An 18,052-nucleotide genomic window follows, 5' to 3' on the forward strand; every position below is an offset into this window, starting at 1 on the left:
CATGGCAGTCGACGTCACCGAAGCCGAAGCCGCCAATGAATTGATGCGGCTGGCGAAGCAGATCGCGAAGCACGACCGGCTTTACCATGCCGAGGACGCGCCCGAGATCAGCGATCCGGAATATGACGCGCTGGTGCGGCGCAATGCCGCGCTGGAGGCGGAGTTTCCGCACCTCGTGCGCGAGGATTCGCCCAGCCGCAAGGTGGGCCACACGGCCACCGCCTCGCCGCTGAGCAAGGTAACGCACGAGGTCCGGATGATGAGCCTCGACAATGCCTTCAACGCCGAAGAGGTCGAGGAATGGGTGGCGCGCGTGCGGCGCTTCCTGTCGCTGTCGGATGGCGATCCGGTGGCCTTCACCGCCGAGGACAAGATCGACGGGCTGTCGTGTTCGCTGCGTTACGAGAAGGGCAAGCTGGTGCGCGCAGCGACGCGCGGCGACGGGCAGGTGGGCGAGGATGTGACGCCCAATGTCGCGCATATCGCCGACATCCCGCAGCAATTGCCCGGCGATGCGCCCGAGGTGTTCGAGATCCGCGGCGAGGTCTATATGGGGCGCGCCGATTTCGAGGCGCTTAACACGCGGTTGATGGATGATGCGCGCGCCGCGGCGGAGGAAAAGGGCGAGGAATTCGACCCGGCCAAGGTCCGCCAGTTCGCCAATCCGCGCAATGCGGCGGCGGGATCGCTGCGGCAGAAGGACGCGGAGGTCACCGCGCAGCGCCCGCTCAAGTTCTGGGCACATGGCTGGGGCGCGGCTTCCGACGTGCCGGGCGGCACGCAGGAAGAGGTGGTCCGCGTGATCGAGCGCTGGGGCGTGCCCGTGTCGCCGCTGTTCGCGCGGTTCGACGATGCCGCCGCGATCCTCGCGCATTACGAGACCATCGCCGCGGCGCGGCCCGACCTGCCCTATGAAATCGACGGCGTGGTCTACAAGGTCGACCGGCTCGACTACCAGCAGCGGCTCGGCTTCGTCGCCAAGGCGCCGCGCTGGGCGCTGGCGCACAAGTTCCCCGCCGAACAGGCCGAGACCACGCTCGAGGGCATCGATATCCAGGTCGGGCGGACGGGCAAGCTGACCCCGGTCGGGCGGCTCGCGCCGGTCCTCGTCGGCGGAGTGACTGTGACCAATGTCACGCTGCACAACCGCGACGAGATTGAACGGTTGGGCGTGCGGCCGGGCGACCGCGTGGTGGTGCAGCGCGCGGGCGATGTTATTCCACAGCTTGTGGATAACCTCACGCCCGAGGCGGAGCGCGATCCCTTCCACTTCCCCGATCATTGCCCCGAATGCGGCAGCGAGGCGGTGGCGGAAGAGGGCGAGGTCGATGTGCGTTGCACAGGCGGTCTGATATGTCCCGCACAACGCACGGAAAGGCTTAAGCATTTCGTCAGCCGCGGCGCACTCGACATCGACGGGCTGGGCGAGAAGACGATCGACCAGTTCTTTGCGCTCGGCTGGCTCGAGAGCCCCGCCGACATCTTCCGCCTGAAGCAGCGGCGCGCGGACATTCTCGCGCTCGACGGGTGGAAGGAGCGGTCTGTGGATAATTTGTTGGAATCTGTGGAAGCGCGCCGTGAACCCGATGCCGCGCGGCTGCTGTTCGGGCTGGGGATCCGCCATGTCGGCGCGGTCACCGCCCGGGACCTGATGAAGGGGCTGGGCGATATCCGCCTGCTGCCCCGAAAGGCCGCCGAGTTCCGCACCTATTGCCTCGAACACCCGCGCACCGAGGGCGAGAAGGAAAGCCCGTTCAACACCCGCATGGTCGAGGCGGTGAAACGCATTTTCGAAGTCCGCACCGACGGGATCGGCACTGCGGTGGGCCATGCGCTGGCCGATTTCTTCCACGAAGAGCACAACCGCAGCGTGTGGAACGATTTGATCGGCGAGGCACCGGGCGAAGGGGTGGTCGAGCCCCAGCGCTATGAGGTCGAGACACGCGACAGCCCCGTCAGCGGCAAGACGGTGGTGTTCACCGGCAAGCTCGAGACGATGAGCCGCGACGAAGCCAAGGCGCAGGCCGAACGGCTTGGTGCCAAGGCCAGCGGCTCGGTCAGCGCCAAGACCGATTTGCTGGTTGCAGGGCCGGGCGCGGGCAGCAAGCTGAAGAAGGCCGCCGAACTCGGGATCGAGGTGGTGGACGAGGCCGGCTGGGCCGAAATCGTCAAGGCGGCTGGCTGACATGCTCGAGCAGACCCATAAACAGGCGCTGCGCATTGCCGATCTGCTGCGCCAGCGCGGCGAGAAGATCGCGGTTGCCGACGGCGCGACCGGCGGGCTGGTCGCGGCTTCGCTGCTGACCGTGCCCGGCGCGCTCGATTTCTTCGTCGGGGGCGGGGTGGTCTATTCCTTCCGCGCGCGCGACATCTTGTTCGACCTGCCGCGCGACGCCTATGCCGGAATGCGCGGGGCAAGCGAGGAATATGCGCTGCTGCAGGCGCGTGCGATCCGCGACAATTTCGGCGCGGAATGGGGGCTGGCGGAAAGTGGTTCGGTCGGCGGGTCGAGCCACCCCAGCGGTGCACCCGCGGGGCGCAGCTGCGCGGCGGTGGTCGGGCCCGGCGGGTTCGAATTCATCCGCCGGACCGAAACCGGCAGCGACGACCGGATCGCCAATATGGAAGCCTTTGCGCGCGCCGCGCTGGAGACGCTGGAAGAGGCGCTGCAGCGCTGATCAGCCGGTCGGCATGATGTGAATTTCGCGCACTGCGGCGGTTTCGGGCTGCGAGATGGCGAAGATCACTGCATTCGCGACATCGCCGGGCTGGATTTTGTCGGGCTTGGGTTCGTCGAAGAACGGCGTGTCGACCATGCCCGGTGAAATGACCGTGCAGCGGCCGCCCCATTCGCGCATTTCTTCGGCGAGGTTCCCGGCAAGACCGTGGACGAACCACTTGGTCGCGCCATAGACCGACCCTTTGAGGTGATCGCGCCCCGCCTTCGATCCGGTGACCACGAAATGTCCCTTGGTCTTGCGCAGATGCGGCAGGGTCGCATGCGCGGTGGACAGCACGGCCATCACGTTGAGCTGGATCATCTCGTCCCATTCGGCCGGAACGCCCTGTTCGATACCCGGGCTGGACACGCCCTTGCCGGCGTTGGCGAAGACCGCGTCGAGCCCGCCGAAATGGTCGACGGCCCTGTCCACCGCCGCATTCAGCGCGGCGCGGTCGGTCACGTCGCAGGGCAGCGCCAGCGCACGCTCGCCGATCTCGCCGGCGAGGCTGTCCAGTTCGTCTTGTGAACGGGCGAGCAGGGCGACCTGCCATCCGGCCTCGGCGGCGGCGCGGGCGGTGGCTGCTCCGATACCGGTCGATGCGCCGGTGATAAGCAAGGTCTGGGTCATGGTGTCTCCTGAAAAAGGTTTGTCTTGAGAGCGTATCGCTGCCGCCAAGGTTCCACCGCTGCGCCGTCGATGTCGTTCCTGTCCTCGCTTCGCGGGCCGAAATCCATTATGCTGCCTGCGGGTGCAAGGCAGGGGGCAGGTCTTGATCAGGAAATATTTGCGTACGCGCCGCGAACGTGCGGCCGACCGGCGGGCGATCGGCACCGATGGCAAGCGCTGGGTCCGCTCGTGGATCAACGTCTATCGCTGCGAAACCGAAGCGCGCGTTCCGCACGATGAAACCGCATTGGCCAAGCTGGTGAGCGAAGGCCGCTACAGCTGCGTGGGCCAGTCGCATTCCTACAACGGGGTCCAGGTGGTCCCCGGCGTCACCGCGATGATGATGCGCGAAGGCGGGATCAAGACGCTGTCTTACGATCCTGCCACTGAAACCGTGCGCGTGGGCGCTTCGGTTTCGGTGCGCGATCTCAAGCTGTTCCTGCGCGACCAGCACGGGCGCGGCTTGCACAATTCGGGCAATTACATGGAACAGTCGGTGGTCGGCGCGCTGGCCACGGGCACGCATGGCTTCGGTCCGCGCGCGGTGATGGCGGACAGCGTGGTCGAACTGACCTTCCTCGACGGGAAGGGGCAGCGCGTCACGCTGCGGCGCGGCGATCCCGAATTCGCCTATGTGGCGCTGTCCTTCGGCACGATCGCACCGATCGTGGAGCTGGTGCTGGAGACCAAACCGCTCGAATCCTACATTTCGGTCAGTTCGATGAGCCGCCTGTCGAAGCTGGACGAGCTGCGCCAGGGCGGGATCGCGGTCAATTGGGCGGTGATGCCCTATACCGACCCGGACGATCCGGTGGTGATGACCCACGTCCTTGCCGAATGCGCCGACGAGAAGGTCGTGGTCGCGCATCCCAAGGCCAGCGGCAGCGGCAAGTTCGCCGCATGGTTCCTGCGCCATTATTACAAGCTCGATCGGTTCCTTCCCCGGCTGCGGCGACCGATGCAACGCTTCATCGACTGGCTCGACCTCGAGCAGAGCGAACGCGTGATCACCGATCCGGGCGATCTTGACTATCTTTACGATCCCAAGCCCGGGCTGAAGGAAAACCGCGCGCCCAGCATCACCCGCGGGCTGTTTTCGACCACTTACACCGGATACAATCTGGCCTTCTTCGTCCCGCTCGAACGCGCCCCCGCAGTGGTCAAGTTCATCATCCGCGAAGCAGATGCGCTGCGCGATTTGGGTTTCTTCCTCAAGGGCATCATCTCGGTGCGCGAATTGCCGGGGGTGGCGGAGCCGGTCTTCGCGGCCAATGCGCGGCGGCCGATGGCGGCGATCGACCTGTTCGCCGACCCGCGCGACTATGCCTGGCTCGAACGGCTGCAGCGGCTGGTGATGCGCTATGAAGTCGATACGCGCCCGCATTTCGGCAAGAGCGCGCTGGGGCCGCAATTCCGCAGTTCGCTGGGGCTCGATCATCTCGACCAGCTGATGCGGATCTACGAACGCTATTTCCCCGAAGGCAATCTGATGTTCTCCGAACGCGTGCGCGCGATGTTCGATGTCGGCCGCCCGCTGCCCGGCGAAGCCGCAGCAGATGCGGGGCTGGTCTAGCGAAAGCTTCGGAAACCAGCGCGCTGCAGCGCGTTGAGGAAGGGTGACGCTTCCCTTCCGTTTCCTGCTCGTTGCGATCCCGGTGCTGCTGCTGGCGCTGCTGGTCGTGTGGCTTCCGCGCCTGCAGGCGCCCGCCGATCCGCTGGTCGAACAGGCCAGCGAAGCGGTGGAAGCGCCGCCGCTGACGCCAGCGCAGGCCGCGCTCGACCGCGCAATCAGCCGGATCGGCGGGACTTTCGATGGCCATGTCGGGATCGCGGTGCGTGATCTTGCCGCGCGGCGCACATTGCATTTCAACGGGCTGGAGCAGTTCCCGCAGCAGAGCGTGAGCAAGCTATGGGTCGCGCTGACCGCGCTCGACGAGGTCGATGCAGGCCGGCTCGACCTTGGCGAAATGGTCCGCATCCGTCCTGGCGACCTGACCGTTTTCCACCAGCCGATCCGCGATATCGTCCGCCGCGACGGCAGCTTTTCGGCCGATTACGCCGAGCTGGTCGAACGCGCGATCACGCAGAGCGACAACACCGCCAACGACCGCATCCTGCGGCGCGTCGGCGGACCTGCGGCGGTGCAGGATTTCCTCGACACGCATGGCCTGTCGAGCATCCGGTTCGGCACTGATGAGCGCAGCAAGCAGAGCGCCATTGCGGGGCTCGAATGGCGGCAGGACTATGCGCAGGGACCCGCCTTCTTCGAGGCGCGCGACGAGGTCCCGCCCGCCGTGCGGCGCAGCGCGTTCGAGGCCTATCTCGCCGACCCGCTGGACGGGGCGCCGCCGGTGGCAGTGGTCGGCGCGCTGGCGAAGCTGCATCGCGGCGAATTGCTCTCGCCCGGCTCGACCAGCCTGCTGCTGGGTACGCTTGCGCGCACGCGCAGCGGACCGCAGCGGCTCAAGGCCGGGGCGCCGGAGGACTGGACCGTGCGGCACAAGACCGGGACCGGGCAATTCTACGACGGCGAACAGTCGGGCTATAACGATATCGGGCTGATCACCTCGCCCGCGGGCCGCACCTATGCGATCGCGGTGATGATCGCCCGCACGCGCGAGCCGACACCGGTACGGATGGAGATGATGCAGGAGGTCGTGCGCGCGGTCGTGCGCTATGACGAAGCCTTGCCCGCTGTTGCGCCTGACGGCGGCTGACCCGGCGCCGCGGGCTCGGGCACCCATTTCATCACGCCGCCGGCCAGCGGGGTCCAGCGCCCCATCGCAATTCCCGCATGGGCCAGCGTGTCGCCGACCCACTGGTTGCAGGTGTTCGCCAGTGTGTAGCGTCCGGTGGCATCGTAATTGCGCGCGCCTTCCTCGAAGCTGTCGTAGGTGACGCGCGTCTCGCCGGGGGCGAGCGGCGGCAACGCGGCTTCGACGCGCTCGACGAGGCGGGCATATTCGGCCGGGCGCAGCGTCAGCGGGCGGTGGTATTCGGACGGCGCGGGGCGCACGTAATGGCCCACGCGAACGAGCCCCTCGCCACCGCGCAGAGCGATCCGCAGCGCGGTGGCGGGTTTGAGGTCGCTCCAGGTCGGGGTGCTGAGGAAAACCTCCTTCTCTCCCCAGCCGATCGCGACATGCGTGGGCAGCTGCCCGTCGGCGCGCGGCAGGCCGGCGGAAGGGAAGGTCGCGCGCCAGTCCTTCACCGGGCTGATCACGGGCATCACGATGCCGGTGTGGATGCCGTTGGTTTCCACCATGATGGTGACGCCCTCGGCCGGTTCGGTCCAGTCCGGATTGCGCGGCAGGCTGCTGCCGATCCATGCCGCGAGCAGGAACAGCGCGAGCGCGGCGCAGGGCAGGGCGATCAGCCCTGCAAGCCAGCGCCGCCAGCGCGTCACCGCACGCGGCTCTTGCGCAGCCACAGGATCGACCAGTCGCCGCGCACCAGCCGCCGCGCGAGGCGGAAACCCTGTGCGCGGTAGGCGCGGCGCACGCGCGCCTCCTGCGTCTCGAGCAGCCCCGCTAGCAGCAAATTGCCTCCCGGCGCGGTGGCGGCGGCAAAGGCGGGCGCGAGTTCGACCAGCGGCCCGGCGAGGATGTTGGCGATGAACAGGTCGTAGGGCCCGCGCAGCCGCAGCAACGGGTCCGCCATCCCGTCGGCGATGACCATCGTCAGCTGGCCCGGACCGCCGCCTTCGGCAATGGCATTGCGCGCCATGTTGTCGCGCACCACGCCCGCACAGACCGGGTCGATATCCGACGCGGTGGCGCGCGCGCCGGGCCACAGATGGAGCGCGGCGAAGGCCAGCAGCCCGGTGCCGGTGCCGATATCGGCATGGTTGCGTGCGGTCACGCCCGCGCGCTTCATCAGGTCGAGCATGGCAAGACAGCCCGCGGTGGTCTGGTGCTGGCCGGTGCCGAAGGCCTGGCTTGCGGGGATGACGAAATCGACGAGGCCGGGATCGGCCGGGTGCTCGGGCGTGCGGACGTGGAAGCGGCCCGCGCGGATCGGTTCGACGCCCTTCTGGCTTTCGGTCACCCAGTCGGTCGCGGGCAGCTTTTCCGCCGACAGCCGCGGCGGCGTGCCGGCGAACAGCGCCGCGACGCGTTGCAAATCGTCCGGCCCCGGCTCGCAGTCGAGATAGACTTCGACCGTCCAGTCGTCGGGCAGGTGGTCGGCGACTTCCATGCCGGTCACGACCCATTCGGCCGGCCAGTCAAGCGCTTCCTCATGCGCGACGAGCGCGGCCCGCGCTTCCGTTTTCGACACTTCGGCGACGATCTTCCAGGCGTCAGCCATCCGCTTCCTCCGCCAACCGCGCATCGAGCCGGGCCTCGGCGGCATCGGCATAGGCGGCGCAGCTCATCCCGCCGGCCAGCGTTCCGCTCGCCGCGCGCGCGACCATCTCGCTCGCGGAGGGGTGCGGGGTCAGCAGCAGGTCGCAGGCGGTTTCGCGCAGCCGCTGCAATCCGGCGCGGAACGCGGCGACATAGGCGGGATGGTCGGCAAAGCGGTATCCTTCGCGGCTGATCGCGGAGAGCGAGTCGGCATAGACCACGTCGAGGCAGTCACCCGCCGCGTCGCACGAGCGCCATGTCCAGCTCAGCGCGCCCGGCGTGTGCCCCGGCGTGGCGATCGCGGTGAGCGTGGCGGTTTCGCTGCGCACCGTCTCGCCGCCGCGGACCAGCACGTCGACAGCCACCGGCGCCATCGGTTCGTGCAGTCCGTATTGCGGATCTTCGGCAATGCTCAGGCCGCTGCGTAGCGCAGGCGCGGCAGCGGGCGAAGCGACGATATGCGCGCCGCTGGCTTGCTTGACGCGCGCATGGCCGCCGGTGTGGTCGAAATGTTCGTGGCTGTGCAGCAGGCTGGCGATCTCGTCGGGGCGGAAACCGAGCTTGCCGATGTTGTCGAGCACCACTTTGGCGCCCGCCTCGGTCCCGCTGTCGATCAGCAGGTGTCCGGCCGGCCCCGCGACGAGGATCGCCGTGATGCCGCAAGTGCCGACATAATAGGTCGAGCCGTGGATGCGGTAGGGCGGGGCGGGCTTGTCCCAATCGTCCCACGGCTCGCAACCGGCAGCCCATTGCTGCGGCGTAACCTGCTCGGGCGCGGGCAGGTCGGGACGGGACTGGATCGGCGGTGCGCAGCCGGCGAGGCACGCGGCCGCAAGTGCGAGGCCGGCTCCGGTTCTAGCGAACATAGCTGGCGCCGTTCGCATCGAGCGTGGCGCCGGTCATGCTGGCAGGTGCATCGAGCGCGCAGAACGCGATCAGCGTCGCGATTTCTTCGGGTTCGGCGACGCGGCCCAGCGGGATATCCGCCAGCAGGCCGGGTCCGCCGCGGCTTTCGAGGTAATCGCCCGCCATCGCGGTGTCGGTGAAGCCGGGGGTTATCGCGAAGCTGAGAATGCCTTCGCCGGCATAGGCGCGGGCGATGGTCTTGTGCATCGCCAGCATCCCGCCCTTGGCCGCGGCATAATGCCAGTGTGCCGGCGAATCGCCGCGGTGGCCCGCCCGGCTGGCGACATGGACAATGCGGCCCACAACGCCGCGTTCCTGCCAGTGGCGCACGGCGAAGCGGCTGAGCTGCGCGGCGGCGGTGAGATTGATCCGGAGCGTGTCTTCCCAGGCATCGAGCCAGGCGATGTCCGACCGGTCGAGCGGGCTGGGATCGAACAGGCCGGCGTTGTTGACCAGCACGTCGATGCTGCCGCCGGCGCGCGCCAGCGCGGTTTGCCACAATTCCTGCGGCGCGCCCGGTTCGCAGAAATCGGCGGCGACCATATCGGCCGAATCGGCCTTGGTGGCCTGGCCGACCACGCGCGCACCGCGCGCCTCCAGCGCCCGTTTGGCGGCGGCGCCGATCCCGCGGCTTGCGCCGGTAAGTAGAATGCATGTCATGCAAACCCTATTCGAAAAAATTGCGCATCTTGTCGAGGCCCCCCGCCTTGTCACGCACGATCACATCGCTAAGGGAGGCGTTCCAAATTGTTTCTATCGGAAGATCACCATGGCCAACCGCCCGATGGCGCCGCACTTGCAAGTCTGGAAATGGGGTCCGCACATGGCGGTCTCGATCCTGCACCGTATCACCGGCGACGGGATGGCACTGGTCGGTCTGGGCGTGCTGCTGTGGTGGCTGGGCGCGATGGCCGCGGGGCCGGGCGCGTATGAAACCTTCGCCACCATCATGGGATCGCCGCTGGGCATGGTCGTGCTGGTCGGGCTCTCGTGGGCCTTTTTCACCCACATGATGAGCGGCCTGCGCCACTTCGTGCTCGACATCGGTGCCGGTTACGAGCTTGAAACCAACAAGACCTGGTCGATCCTCGCGCCGCTGATCGGCATTCTTCTCACTGCGGGCTTCTGGGCCCTCATCCTGCTTCGCTAAGGGCTACATCATGGGTAACGGAACCTCGATCGGACGCGTGCGCGGGCTCGGCTCGGCGCATGAAGGCGCGCATCACTGGCTGGTGCAGCGCTTCACCGCCATCGGCAATCTGGCGCTGATGCTGTTCCTTGCGTTCAGCCTCGCGCTCTTGCCCGACTATTCCTACGGCACGGTTGCGGGCTGGGCGGCGCAGACGCTGCCGGCCACCGCGCTGGCACTGCTCATCATTTCCGTCTTCTGGCACGCACGCCTCGGCCTGCAGGTGCTGATCGAAGACTATGTCCACGACGCCGGGACCAAGTTCGGCGTCATCGCCCTTCTCAACCTTGCAACCATCGGCGGCGGCGCCTTCGGTCTCGTATCGATTGCCCGCCTCGCCCTTGGAGGAGCCGCCTGATGGCCCGTACCGAAACCTTCAGCATCAATGGCCGCGAGTACCCGATCACCGACCACACCTATGACGTGGTCGTCGTCGGCGCCGGCGGCTCGGGCCTGCGGGCCACGATGGGCGCCGCCGAAAGCGGCCTCAAGACCGCCAACATCACCAAGGTCTTCCCGACCCGTTCGCATACCGTCGCCGCGCAGGGCGGGATCGCCGCCAGCCTCGGCAACAACACGCCCGACCACTGGTCGTGGCACATGTACGATACCGTCAAGGGGTCGGACTGGCTGGGCGACCAGGACGCGATCGAATATCTGGTGCGCGAAGCGCCGCAGGCGGTTTACGAGCTGGAGCACGCCGGCGTGCCCTTCAGCCGCAATGACGACGGCACGATCTACCAGCGCCCGTTCGGTGGGCACATGCAGAACATGGGCGAAGGCCCGCCGGTGCAGCGCACCTGCGCCGCCGCCGACCGGACCGGTCACGCCATGCTCCACGCGCTCTACCAGCAGAGCCTGAAATACGCCGCGGACTTCTTCATCGAATATTTCGCGCTCGACCTGATCATGAAGGACGGCGCGAACGGCGAGAAGGAATGCGTCGGCGTGATCGCCATGTGCCTCGACGACGGCACGATCCACCGCTTCCGTTCGAAGGCGGTGGTGCTGGCAACTGGCGGCTATGGCCGTTGCTATTTCACCGCGACCAGCGCGCATACCTGCACCGGCGACGGGGGCGGCATGGTGCTGCGCGCAGGCCTGCCGATGCAGGACATGGAATTCGTCCAGTTCCACCCCACCGGCATCTACGGCGCGGGCGTGCTCATTACCGAAGGCGCACGCGGCGAAGGCGGCTACCTCACCAATTCCGAGGGCGAGCGCTTCATGGAGCGCTATGCGCCCAGCGCAAAGGATCTCGCGAGCCGCGACGTCGTCAGCCGCTCGATGGCGCTGGAAATGCGCGAAGGCCGCGGTGTGGGCCCGGAGAAGGACCACATCTACCTCCATCTCGACCACATCGATCCGACCGTGCTCGGCCAGCGCCTGCCGGGGATCACCGAAAGCGGCAAGATCTTCGCCGGGGTCGACCTGACCCGCGAACCGCTGCCCGTCACCCCGACGGTGCATTACAACATGGGCGGCATCCCCTGTAACTATCACGGCGAAGTGATGGCGGGCGATAAGAACGATCCCGAAAAGATCGTCCCCGGCCTGTTCGCGGTGGGCGAAGCCGCCTGCGTTTCGGTCCACGGCGCGAACCGCCTCGGTTCGAACTCGCTGATCGACCTTGTGGTGTTCGGCCGCGCGACCGGCCACCGCCTCAAGGAACTGATCAAGCCGGGCACCAGCCATGACGAACTGCCCAAGGACAGCGCCGAACTGTCGCTCGGCCGGCTCGACCATTTCCGCTATGCCGATGGCGGCACGCCGACCGCGACGCTGCGCGCGGACATGCAGAAGACCATGACCCGCCATGCCGCGGTGTTCCGCGACAGCAAGCTGATGGCCGAGGGCGTGGAAAACCTGAAGCAGATCAACAAGCGGATGGAGGACGTGAAAGTCCACGACCGGTCGCTAATCTGGAACAGCGATCTGATCGAGACGCTCGAGCTCGACAATCTGATGGCGCAGGCCAATGTCACCATGGCTTCGGCGGAAAACCGCAAGGAAAGCCGCGGCGCGCATGCGCATGAGGATTTCCCCGACCGCAACGACGCCGAATGGATGAAGCACACCATCGCCTGGTTCGAGGGCTGGGGCGGCAACGGCGGCGGGGTGAAGATCGACTACCGCCCGGTCCACGAATACACGCTGACCGACGATGTGAAGTACATCGAGCCGAAGAAGCGGGTTTACTGATGCGGGCGGGGGCGCTCGGCTTCGTCGCGGGTCTCGCGGCGCTGCTTGCCGCCCCCGTCTCCGCGCAGCTCAGCGATGCAGAAGAGGTCATGGTCGAAACCGTCGCGGACGGGTTCGAGGATGACGTCGCGCTGCTCGAGCGGATCACGCTGATCAATTCGGGTTCGCACAACCATGCGGGCGTGAAGGCAGTGGCCGAGGTGCTGGCGCCCGAATTCGCGGCGCTCGGCTTTGACGTCGAATGGATCGACCAGTCGGCGCAGGGGCGCGCAGGCCACCTGTTCGCGCGGCACGAGGGCGTGCCGGGCACCACGAAGATGCTGCTGATCGGTCATCTCGACACGGTGTTCGAACCCGGTTCGCCCTTCACCGGCTTCGTCCGCGAGGGCGACCGTGCGGTCGGGCCGGGCGTGGTCGACGACAAGGGCGGCATCGTGGTGATCCTTGCCGCGCTGCGTGCCATGCAGGCGGCGGGCACGCTCGAGGGCGCGAACATCGTCGTCGCGCTGACCGGCGACGAGGAAGATGCGGGCGAACCGCTGGAAGCCGCGCGCCGCGACCTGGTCGAGGCGGGCAAATGGGCCGATGTCGCGCTGGGTTATGAAGGACTCTCGGTGCTGGACGGCAAGGACGCAGGCGTGATCGCGCGGCGCTCGTCGGGTAGCTGGACGCTGACCACGCGCGCGGGCAGCGGGCACAGCTCGGGTATCTTTTCCGACCATGCGGGCTATGGCGCGATCTATGAAATGGCGCGCATCCTCGATGCCTTCCGGCGCGAATTGCCCGAGGAAAACCTCACCTACAACGTGGGCTTCATGGCGGGCGGAACCCCCGCCGAGCTGGGCGAGGACGGCCTTTCCGCCACCACCAGCGGCAAGACCAACATCATCCCTTCGCACGCCATTGCCCGCGGCGATCTGCGCGCGCTGACGGGTGAACAGAACGAGCGGGTTGCCGGGAAGATGCGCGCCATCGTCGCGCAGCACCTGCCGGGGACCGAGGCGACCATCGCGATCGAGTTCCGCTATCCGCCGATGGCGCCGACCGCGGGCAATGCCGCGCTGCTCGACCGGCTCAATGCGATCAACGCCGATCTCGGGCGCGAGGCGATGCAGCCCTATCCCCCGTCGCGCCGCGGGGCAGCCGATATCAGCTTCGTTGCGCCCTATACGGTCGGTCTTGCGGGCATGGGCCCCGCGGGCAGCGGCAGCCATGCGGAGGGCGAGTCGATCGACCTCCGCTCGATCGTGCGGCAGGCCCAGCGTTCGGCGATCCTGATCAGCCGGCTCGCCCGCGAACCGTCGCCGCAATAGCCGCGGTCATTCCGCGGGTGCTGCGGCGCTCTCCACCCGGCGCATTTCGACGATCTCGACGGGCTCGGCCAGCAATTGGCCCTTCATCCAGCCTTCGCCCTTGTCGGGATCGATCGGCGCGGCATGGATCGCATGGACCACTTCCATCCCGTCCACCACATAACCGAACACCGCAAAGCCCAGCTGCAGGTTCGGGTCGCTCGAGACGGGATTGGCATCGAGCCCGGTCTGGTCCTTGATCATGATCGAGAAATCGCCCGTCGCGCTGCCCGGCTCGTAGCGTGCCATCGACAGCGCGCCGTCGGTATGGCTGAGCCCGGTTTCGGTCGTCGGTTCATGCGCGATCGGGTCGCGCACGCGGTCGGGGTGCATCTGCGTACCGCCCTGCAGCAGGCCGTTGGGCGGTTCGCCCCAATCGAGATGCATCGCGCGGTAGAATTTCGTCCCGTCGAACCGGTCCTCGTCGACATAGCGCAGGAAATTGCCCGCGGTGATCGGCGCGCGTTCGGTCTCCAGCTCAACCGTGATGTCGCCCATGGTCGTCTCGATCACGACGCGCTGCGTGGCGTAGTCGCGCGGGGGCGGGGCGGGCGGATCGTCCTGCGCGGCCAGCGGACTGGCCAGGACAGCGAACGAGGCGAGCAGGGGAAGAAACCGGGTCATCGGTCAAGAGTGATATGTCGTTGGTCGAGAAGCAAGCGCGTTTGCCCGATATTGATCCATGGCGCAGGTTTACAATCGTAGTCATTGCGGCTACAGACGTAATCGTCACACCATGCGTGGCGGAACGAGGAGGCGGGAATGGCCAAGCGCAGCAACGGGCCGGGCGAACGGATCAGCGAAGCGGAGCATGCCATCATGGAAGTGCTGTGGGATCGCAACCCAATCTCCGCCGCCGAGGTCTGCGACGCGATCTGTGCCGAGCGCGACTGGTCGATCCCGACGGTCAAGACGCTGCTCAGCCGGCTGGTCCAGAAGCAGGCCGTGGGTACCGAGCCCGAGGGTCGCAAGTTCCTCTACCGCCCGCTGATCGCACGGTCGGACTATGTCGGCGGGGAAAGCCGCCGGCTGGTCGACCGGCTGTTCGGCGGCCGCGCCGCCCCGCTGTTCGCGCAGCTCGCCGAAAGCGAGGCGCTGACCGATGACGACCTGTCCGAAATCGAGGCGCTCTTGAGGGAGATGCGCAAATGACCGAACTGCTTCGCCAGTATTGGCACTGGTTCCTGTTCGACACGCTGGTGTGGACGGGTGCCCTGATCGTCCTGGCGCTGCTGCTGCGACGCCCGGTGGCGCGGCACCTGGGGGCGGGGGCTGCCTATGCGCTGTGGTTCCTGCCGCTGGCGCGCTTGCTGTTCCCGCCGGTTACGCTGCCGTCCTGGATGCAGCCGCTGTCGTCCACTACCCCGCCGCCCGCGCCCGAGCTGGCGCTGTTCCCCGCCGCTGCCGGGGGTTTCGGCGATGGCGCACTCGTAGCGCCGGTATCGCCCGTGCCGATGGATGCGCCGGTCGACCTGCTGACCCCGCTGCTGATCCTGTGGCTCGCCGGGGCCGCGATCTTCATGACGCGGCGGTTCTGGCTCTATGGCCAGCTGCGCCGCGAACTCCTCGAAGAGGCGCGTCCGGTGGGCGAGGTGGGCGCCATCCGCCTGATCGAAACCCCGGCGATTTCGGGACCGATGGCATTCGGCGTCTTCGACAAGGTCGTCGCGCTGCCCGATGGTTTCATGGCCAGCCGCGAGCGCCTGGTCCGCGACCTCGCGATCGCGCATGAGCTGGCGCATCACCGCGGCCACGACATCCTCGTCAACGTCCTCGTCCAGCCGCTGTTCGCACTCCACTGGTTCAATCCGCTGGGGTGGATGGGCTGGTCGGCCATGCGCCGCGACCAGGAGGCGGCCTGCGACGCCCGCGTGGTGGCCAGCCGCAGCCGCGACGAGCGCGCCGCCTATGCCGCGATCATCGCCGATTTCGCCCGCCGCCCGCAAATCGCGCCGCGCCCCGCACTGGCGGCGCCGATGGCCTGCCCCGTGCTGGGGGACAAGTCGATCATCCACCGGCTGCGCAGCCTGCCGATGACCGACCATTCGCGCCGCCGCCGACTTGCCGCGCGCGGCGTGGTCGCCGCTGCGCTGCTCGCGCTGCCGATGACCGCGAGCATCGGGTATGCCGAGACGGTGACGGCCCCGGAGGAACGGGCATCCACGCCTATGCCGCCCGCTGCGCCGCAGCCGCCTGCGGCTGTCGCGCCGCCTGCGGCGGACTGGGCTCCGCCGCCGCCGCCCGAACCTGTCGCTCCGCCACCTGCGCCGCAAAGCAAGCGCGAATTCGTCGCGGCGCTGGAGCGCACGATCGAGCGCGAGTTCGAAAGCGCCGAACGCGATCTGGAACGCGCCGAGCGCGAGCTCGAACGGGCCCGCCAGACCATGGCCAGCGTCGAGCGCAATCCCGAGCGGCATGCGCGCTGGAACGGCAAGGTCTGGGACGACATGAACGACAAGGAACGGCGCGCGTTCAAACGCGAAATGGCCGAACTGCGCGAGACGCTGGCGGAGGACGGCAGGCTGGCCCGCGAGACCGAGCGGAAGTCTGCGCTCAAAGTAACGGACAAGGCCGAAGCGCGCCGCGAGGTGAAGATCGCGATGGCCGAGGCCCAGGCCGACGCCGCGCAGATGAGCGCCGAAGCGGTTGCCGTTCGCGCAGTGGCGAATGCGCCGCAGGTCGTGATGAAGTGCCTCGACAAGAACAGCCCCGTGACCACCAAGGTCGACAGCGCGGGCCGCGTGACGATGTATGTCTGCGAAAGTTACGGGCAGAAATTGGCGCTTACGACGCTGAAGAGCGTTCGCAAGGCCATCGCCGCTGATCGCAGTATGTCCGCGGCGGACCGGGCCGAGGCGCTCGGCGAAATCGACGCCGAACTCGCCGAATTGACGCGCTGATCAGCCACCGCGTGACGGGGAGGACGCGGCCGATGCGCCGCGCCTGCCCGCCTCGACAGCGCTTGATCAGCCGATATTGGTGATCCGGTCGCAGGCGCGGTCATCGCCCTGCAGGCCCAGCCGCAGGGCATCGCTGCGCTGCTGCGAGGTGCCATGCGTGAAGTTCTCCGACGAGACCCGTCCGCCCGTCAGCCGGTCGTCGCCGATCGCGGCGGCAGCGTTCATGCCTTCCTCGATATCGCCCGGCTCGATCAGATTGCGGTTCTTGCCCGCCCAGACCCCGGCATAGCAATCCGCCTGCAATTCCATCAGCACCTGCAGCTGGTTCGCCCGGCTCGGGTTCTGCTGCTGCGCGCTGCGGATCTGTCCCGAAATGCCGGTGATCGTCTGGATATGGTGGCCATATTCATGAGCCAGCACGTAATAACGCGCAAAATCGCCGCCCGCGCCGAGCTGGCGTTCGAGCGTGTCGTAGAAGCTGGTGTCGATGTAGATCGTCTGGTCGGCAGGGCAGTAGAACGGCCCCATCGCCGACGTGCCGTTGCCGCAGCCGGTGCGGACCCCGCCGCCGCCGTAAAGGTCTAGCGTGGGCTGCTGGAACTGGTCGCCGTAGCCCTGCGCGTCGAAGGTCGCCGCCCAGGTCTGGTTGAGCGATTGCAGCCCGTTGCAGGCTTCCAGCGCATATTCGCTGCTGGTGCACACTTCCTGTTCGTCGGTGTTGGCCGGGCCTGCCTGCTGCTGGCCCTGCTGCACGCCCTCGACCATGCCCGCGGTCTGCATCGGGTCGAGCCCGAAGACGAAATAGCCGATCGCCGCGATCACAATCGTGCCGCAGCCGATCCCGCCCGCCTTGCCGCCGGGGACACCGCCGCCGCTCGATCGTACGTTGATATTGTTGGTGTTGAACGGATTGAGCCGCATGTCTTCCCCCGGTGTCTGGCCGCTTTACAGCCGCTGGTATGTGCGCGATGGCCGCAATGAACAGTTTCTACAACGCCCGGAGGCCCAAATGTTTCTTGCCGGCAAGCGCGCGCTCGTCACCGGATCGACCAGCGGTATCGGACTCGCGATTGCGCGGTCGCTGGCTGCCGAGGGGGCGACGCTGATCCTCAATGGTTTCGGCGATGCGGCCGTGATCGTGGAGCTGTGCGAAGAGCTCGGCGCGACGCATTCGGGCGCCGACCTGACCGATCCCGCGCAGATCGCCGCGATGATGGATGCGGCGGGCGAGATCGACATTCTCGTCAACAATGCGGGCATGCAGCATGTCGCGCCGGTCGAGGATTTCCCGGTGGAGAAGTGGGACACGATCATCGCGCTCAACCTGACCGCCGCGTTCCACACCACGCGGCTGGCCGTGCCGGCGATGAAGCGGAAGGGCTGGGGCCGGATCATCAACACCGCCAGCGCGCATTCGAAGGTCGCCAGCCCGTTCAAGGCGGCCTACAATTCGGCCAAGCACGGGCTCGACGGTTTCACCAAGACGATCGCGCTCGAACTGGCCGAGCACGGCGTGACGGCGAACTGCGTCAGTCCCGGCTATGTCTGGACCCCGCTGGTGGAAAGCCAGATTCCCGATACGATGAAAGCGCGCGGTCTGACCCGCGAGCAGGTCATCAACGATGTGCTGCTCGTCAAACAGGCGACCAAGAAGTTCGTCCAGCCCGAGGAAATCGGCGCGCTGGTCGCTTTCCTGTGCCGCGACGAGGCGCAGAACGTCAACGGCGCGAACTGGAGCGTCGATGGCGGCTGGACCGCGGAATAGCAG

Annotated in this window: 18 protein-coding genes; 11 read left to right on the forward strand and 7 right to left on the reverse strand. The window is 67.4% G+C overall.

All coding sequences use genetic code 11. From position 1 onward, the window contains the following. The first annotated feature begins 1 nt into the window (after position 1). Together ligA and GRI55_RS07485 are read left to right on the forward strand one after the other, a co-directional pair. A complete protein-coding gene (gene ligA, locus GRI55_RS07480) occupies positions 2-2,185 on the forward strand; it encodes an NAD-dependent DNA ligase LigA (protein ID WP_160766706.1) in 2,184 nt (727 codons plus the stop codon). A 1-nt stretch (position 2,186) separates the two neighbouring features. Further along, positions 2,187-2,678 carry a CinA family protein gene (locus GRI55_RS07485; protein ID WP_160766707.1) on the forward strand — a complete coding sequence of 164 codons (492 nt, stop codon included), beginning with the start codon at positions 2,187-2,189 and terminating at the stop codon, positions 2,676-2,678. Here GRI55_RS07485 and GRI55_RS07490 read toward each other — a convergent pair whose 3' ends face one another. Beyond that, positions 2,679-3,350, reverse strand: coding sequence for an SDR family oxidoreductase (locus GRI55_RS07490; RefSeq protein ID WP_160766708.1), 672 nt, complete (start codon positions 3,348-3,350; stop codon positions 2,679-2,681). Between the two features lie 142 nt (positions 3,351-3,492). Here GRI55_RS07490 and GRI55_RS07495 point away from each other — a divergent pair, with 142 nt between their 5' ends. Both GRI55_RS07495 and GRI55_RS07500 read left to right on the forward strand, forming a co-directional pair. Next, positions 3,493-4,962, forward strand: a complete 1,470-nt coding sequence (locus GRI55_RS07495; RefSeq protein ID WP_160766709.1) for an FAD-binding protein — start codon at positions 3,493-3,495, stop codon at positions 4,960-4,962. 43 nt (positions 4,963-5,005) lie between these two features. Beyond that, entirely contained in the window at positions 5,006-6,106 is a 1,101-nt protein-coding gene (locus GRI55_RS07500; RefSeq protein WP_307019448.1) for a serine hydrolase, read from the forward strand. Here the strand turns inward: GRI55_RS07500 and GRI55_RS07505 are convergent. From GRI55_RS07505 to GRI55_RS07520, 4 genes are read right to left on the reverse strand one after another with little or no spacing between them, the layout of a single operon-like run. Then, positions 6,064-6,795, reverse strand: a complete 732-nt coding sequence (locus tag GRI55_RS07505) for a DUF2459 domain-containing protein (RefSeq protein ID WP_307019446.1) — start codon at positions 6,793-6,795, stop codon at positions 6,064-6,066. The two genes, GRI55_RS07500 and GRI55_RS07505, sit on opposite strands and share 43 nt — an antisense overlap. Then, the gene (locus tag GRI55_RS07510) at positions 6,792-7,697 is read right to left on the reverse strand and encodes a 50S ribosomal protein L11 methyltransferase (protein WP_160766710.1); all 906 of its coding nucleotides are present in this window, start codon (positions 7,695-7,697) and stop codon (positions 6,792-6,794) included. The genes GRI55_RS07505 and GRI55_RS07510 overlap by 4 nt, the downstream gene beginning before the upstream one ends. Then, on the reverse strand, positions 7,690-8,601 hold the full coding sequence (blaECM, locus tag GRI55_RS07515) for an ECM family subclass B3 metallo-beta-lactamase (RefSeq protein ID WP_160766711.1): 912 nt from the start codon (positions 8,599-8,601) through the stop codon (positions 7,690-7,692). The genes GRI55_RS07510 and blaECM overlap by 8 nt, the downstream gene beginning before the upstream one ends. Continuing rightward, positions 8,591-9,301 carry an SDR family NAD(P)-dependent oxidoreductase gene (locus tag GRI55_RS07520; protein ID WP_160766712.1) on the reverse strand — a complete coding sequence of 237 codons (711 nt, stop codon included), beginning with the start codon at positions 9,299-9,301 and terminating at the stop codon, positions 8,591-8,593. The genes blaECM and GRI55_RS07520 overlap by 11 nt, the downstream gene beginning before the upstream one ends. Before the next feature lie 109 nt (positions 9,302-9,410). On the opposite strand from GRI55_RS07520, the gene sdhC reads away from it, so the two are divergent. The 4 genes from sdhC to GRI55_RS07540 are packed head-to-tail and all read left to right on the forward strand — an operon-like array spanning position 9,411 to position 13,345. Beyond that, positions 9,411-9,791 (forward strand): succinate dehydrogenase, cytochrome b556 subunit, encoded by a 381-nt coding sequence (gene sdhC / locus GRI55_RS07525; RefSeq protein WP_050601334.1) that lies wholly within the window; start codon positions 9,411-9,413, stop codon positions 9,789-9,791. Positions 9,792-9,801: 10 nt separating this feature from the next. Next, entirely contained in the window at positions 9,802-10,188 is a 387-nt protein-coding gene (gene sdhD, locus GRI55_RS07530; protein ID WP_050601152.1) for a succinate dehydrogenase, hydrophobic membrane anchor protein, read from the forward strand. Further along, positions 10,188-12,032: a succinate dehydrogenase flavoprotein subunit gene (gene sdhA / locus GRI55_RS07535; RefSeq protein WP_160766713.1), complete on the forward strand. Its 1,845-nt coding sequence runs from the start codon at positions 10,188-10,190 to the stop codon at positions 12,030-12,032. The genes sdhD and sdhA overlap by 1 nt, the downstream gene beginning before the upstream one ends. Then, positions 12,032-13,345 carry a M20/M25/M40 family metallo-hydrolase gene (locus tag GRI55_RS07540; RefSeq protein WP_160766714.1) on the forward strand — a complete coding sequence of 438 codons (1,314 nt, stop codon included), beginning with the start codon at positions 12,032-12,034 and terminating at the stop codon, positions 13,343-13,345. The genes sdhA and GRI55_RS07540 overlap by 1 nt, the downstream gene beginning before the upstream one ends. A gap of 6 nt (positions 13,346-13,351) precedes the next feature. Here GRI55_RS07540 and GRI55_RS07545 read toward each other — a convergent pair whose 3' ends face one another. Then, positions 13,352-14,008: a peptidylprolyl isomerase gene (locus GRI55_RS07545; protein ID WP_160766715.1), complete on the reverse strand. Its 657-nt coding sequence runs from the start codon at positions 14,006-14,008 to the stop codon at positions 13,352-13,354. Between the two features lie 138 nt (positions 14,009-14,146). On the opposite strand from GRI55_RS07545, the gene GRI55_RS07550 reads away from it, so the two are divergent. After that, complete coding sequence (locus GRI55_RS07550; protein WP_063511761.1) at positions 14,147-14,536, forward strand: BlaI/MecI/CopY family transcriptional regulator; 390 nt, start codon at positions 14,147-14,149, stop codon at positions 14,534-14,536. Then, positions 14,533-16,284, forward strand: coding sequence for a M56 family metallopeptidase (locus GRI55_RS07555; RefSeq protein WP_160766716.1), 1,752 nt, complete (start codon positions 14,533-14,535; stop codon positions 16,282-16,284). The genes GRI55_RS07550 and GRI55_RS07555 overlap by 4 nt, the downstream gene beginning before the upstream one ends. Positions 16,285-16,350: 66 nt before the next feature. Here the strand turns inward: GRI55_RS07555 and ypfJ are convergent, their stop codons facing one another. After that, positions 16,351-17,205 (reverse strand): KPN_02809 family neutral zinc metallopeptidase, encoded by an 855-nt coding sequence (ypfJ, locus tag GRI55_RS07560; RefSeq protein WP_050601159.1) that lies wholly within the window; start codon positions 17,203-17,205, stop codon positions 16,351-16,353. Between the two features lie 88 nt (positions 17,206-17,293). Here ypfJ and GRI55_RS07565 point away from each other — a divergent pair, with 88 nt between their 5' ends. Then, entirely contained in the window at positions 17,294-18,049 is a 756-nt protein-coding gene (locus tag GRI55_RS07565; RefSeq protein ID WP_160766717.1) for a 3-hydroxybutyrate dehydrogenase, read from the forward strand. Positions 18,050-18,052: the final 3 nt, after the last annotated feature.

The sequence above is a fragment of the Qipengyuania citrea genome, from assembly GCF_009828015.1.
GTDB lineage: Bacteria > Pseudomonadota > Alphaproteobacteria > Sphingomonadales > Sphingomonadaceae > Qipengyuania > Qipengyuania citrea.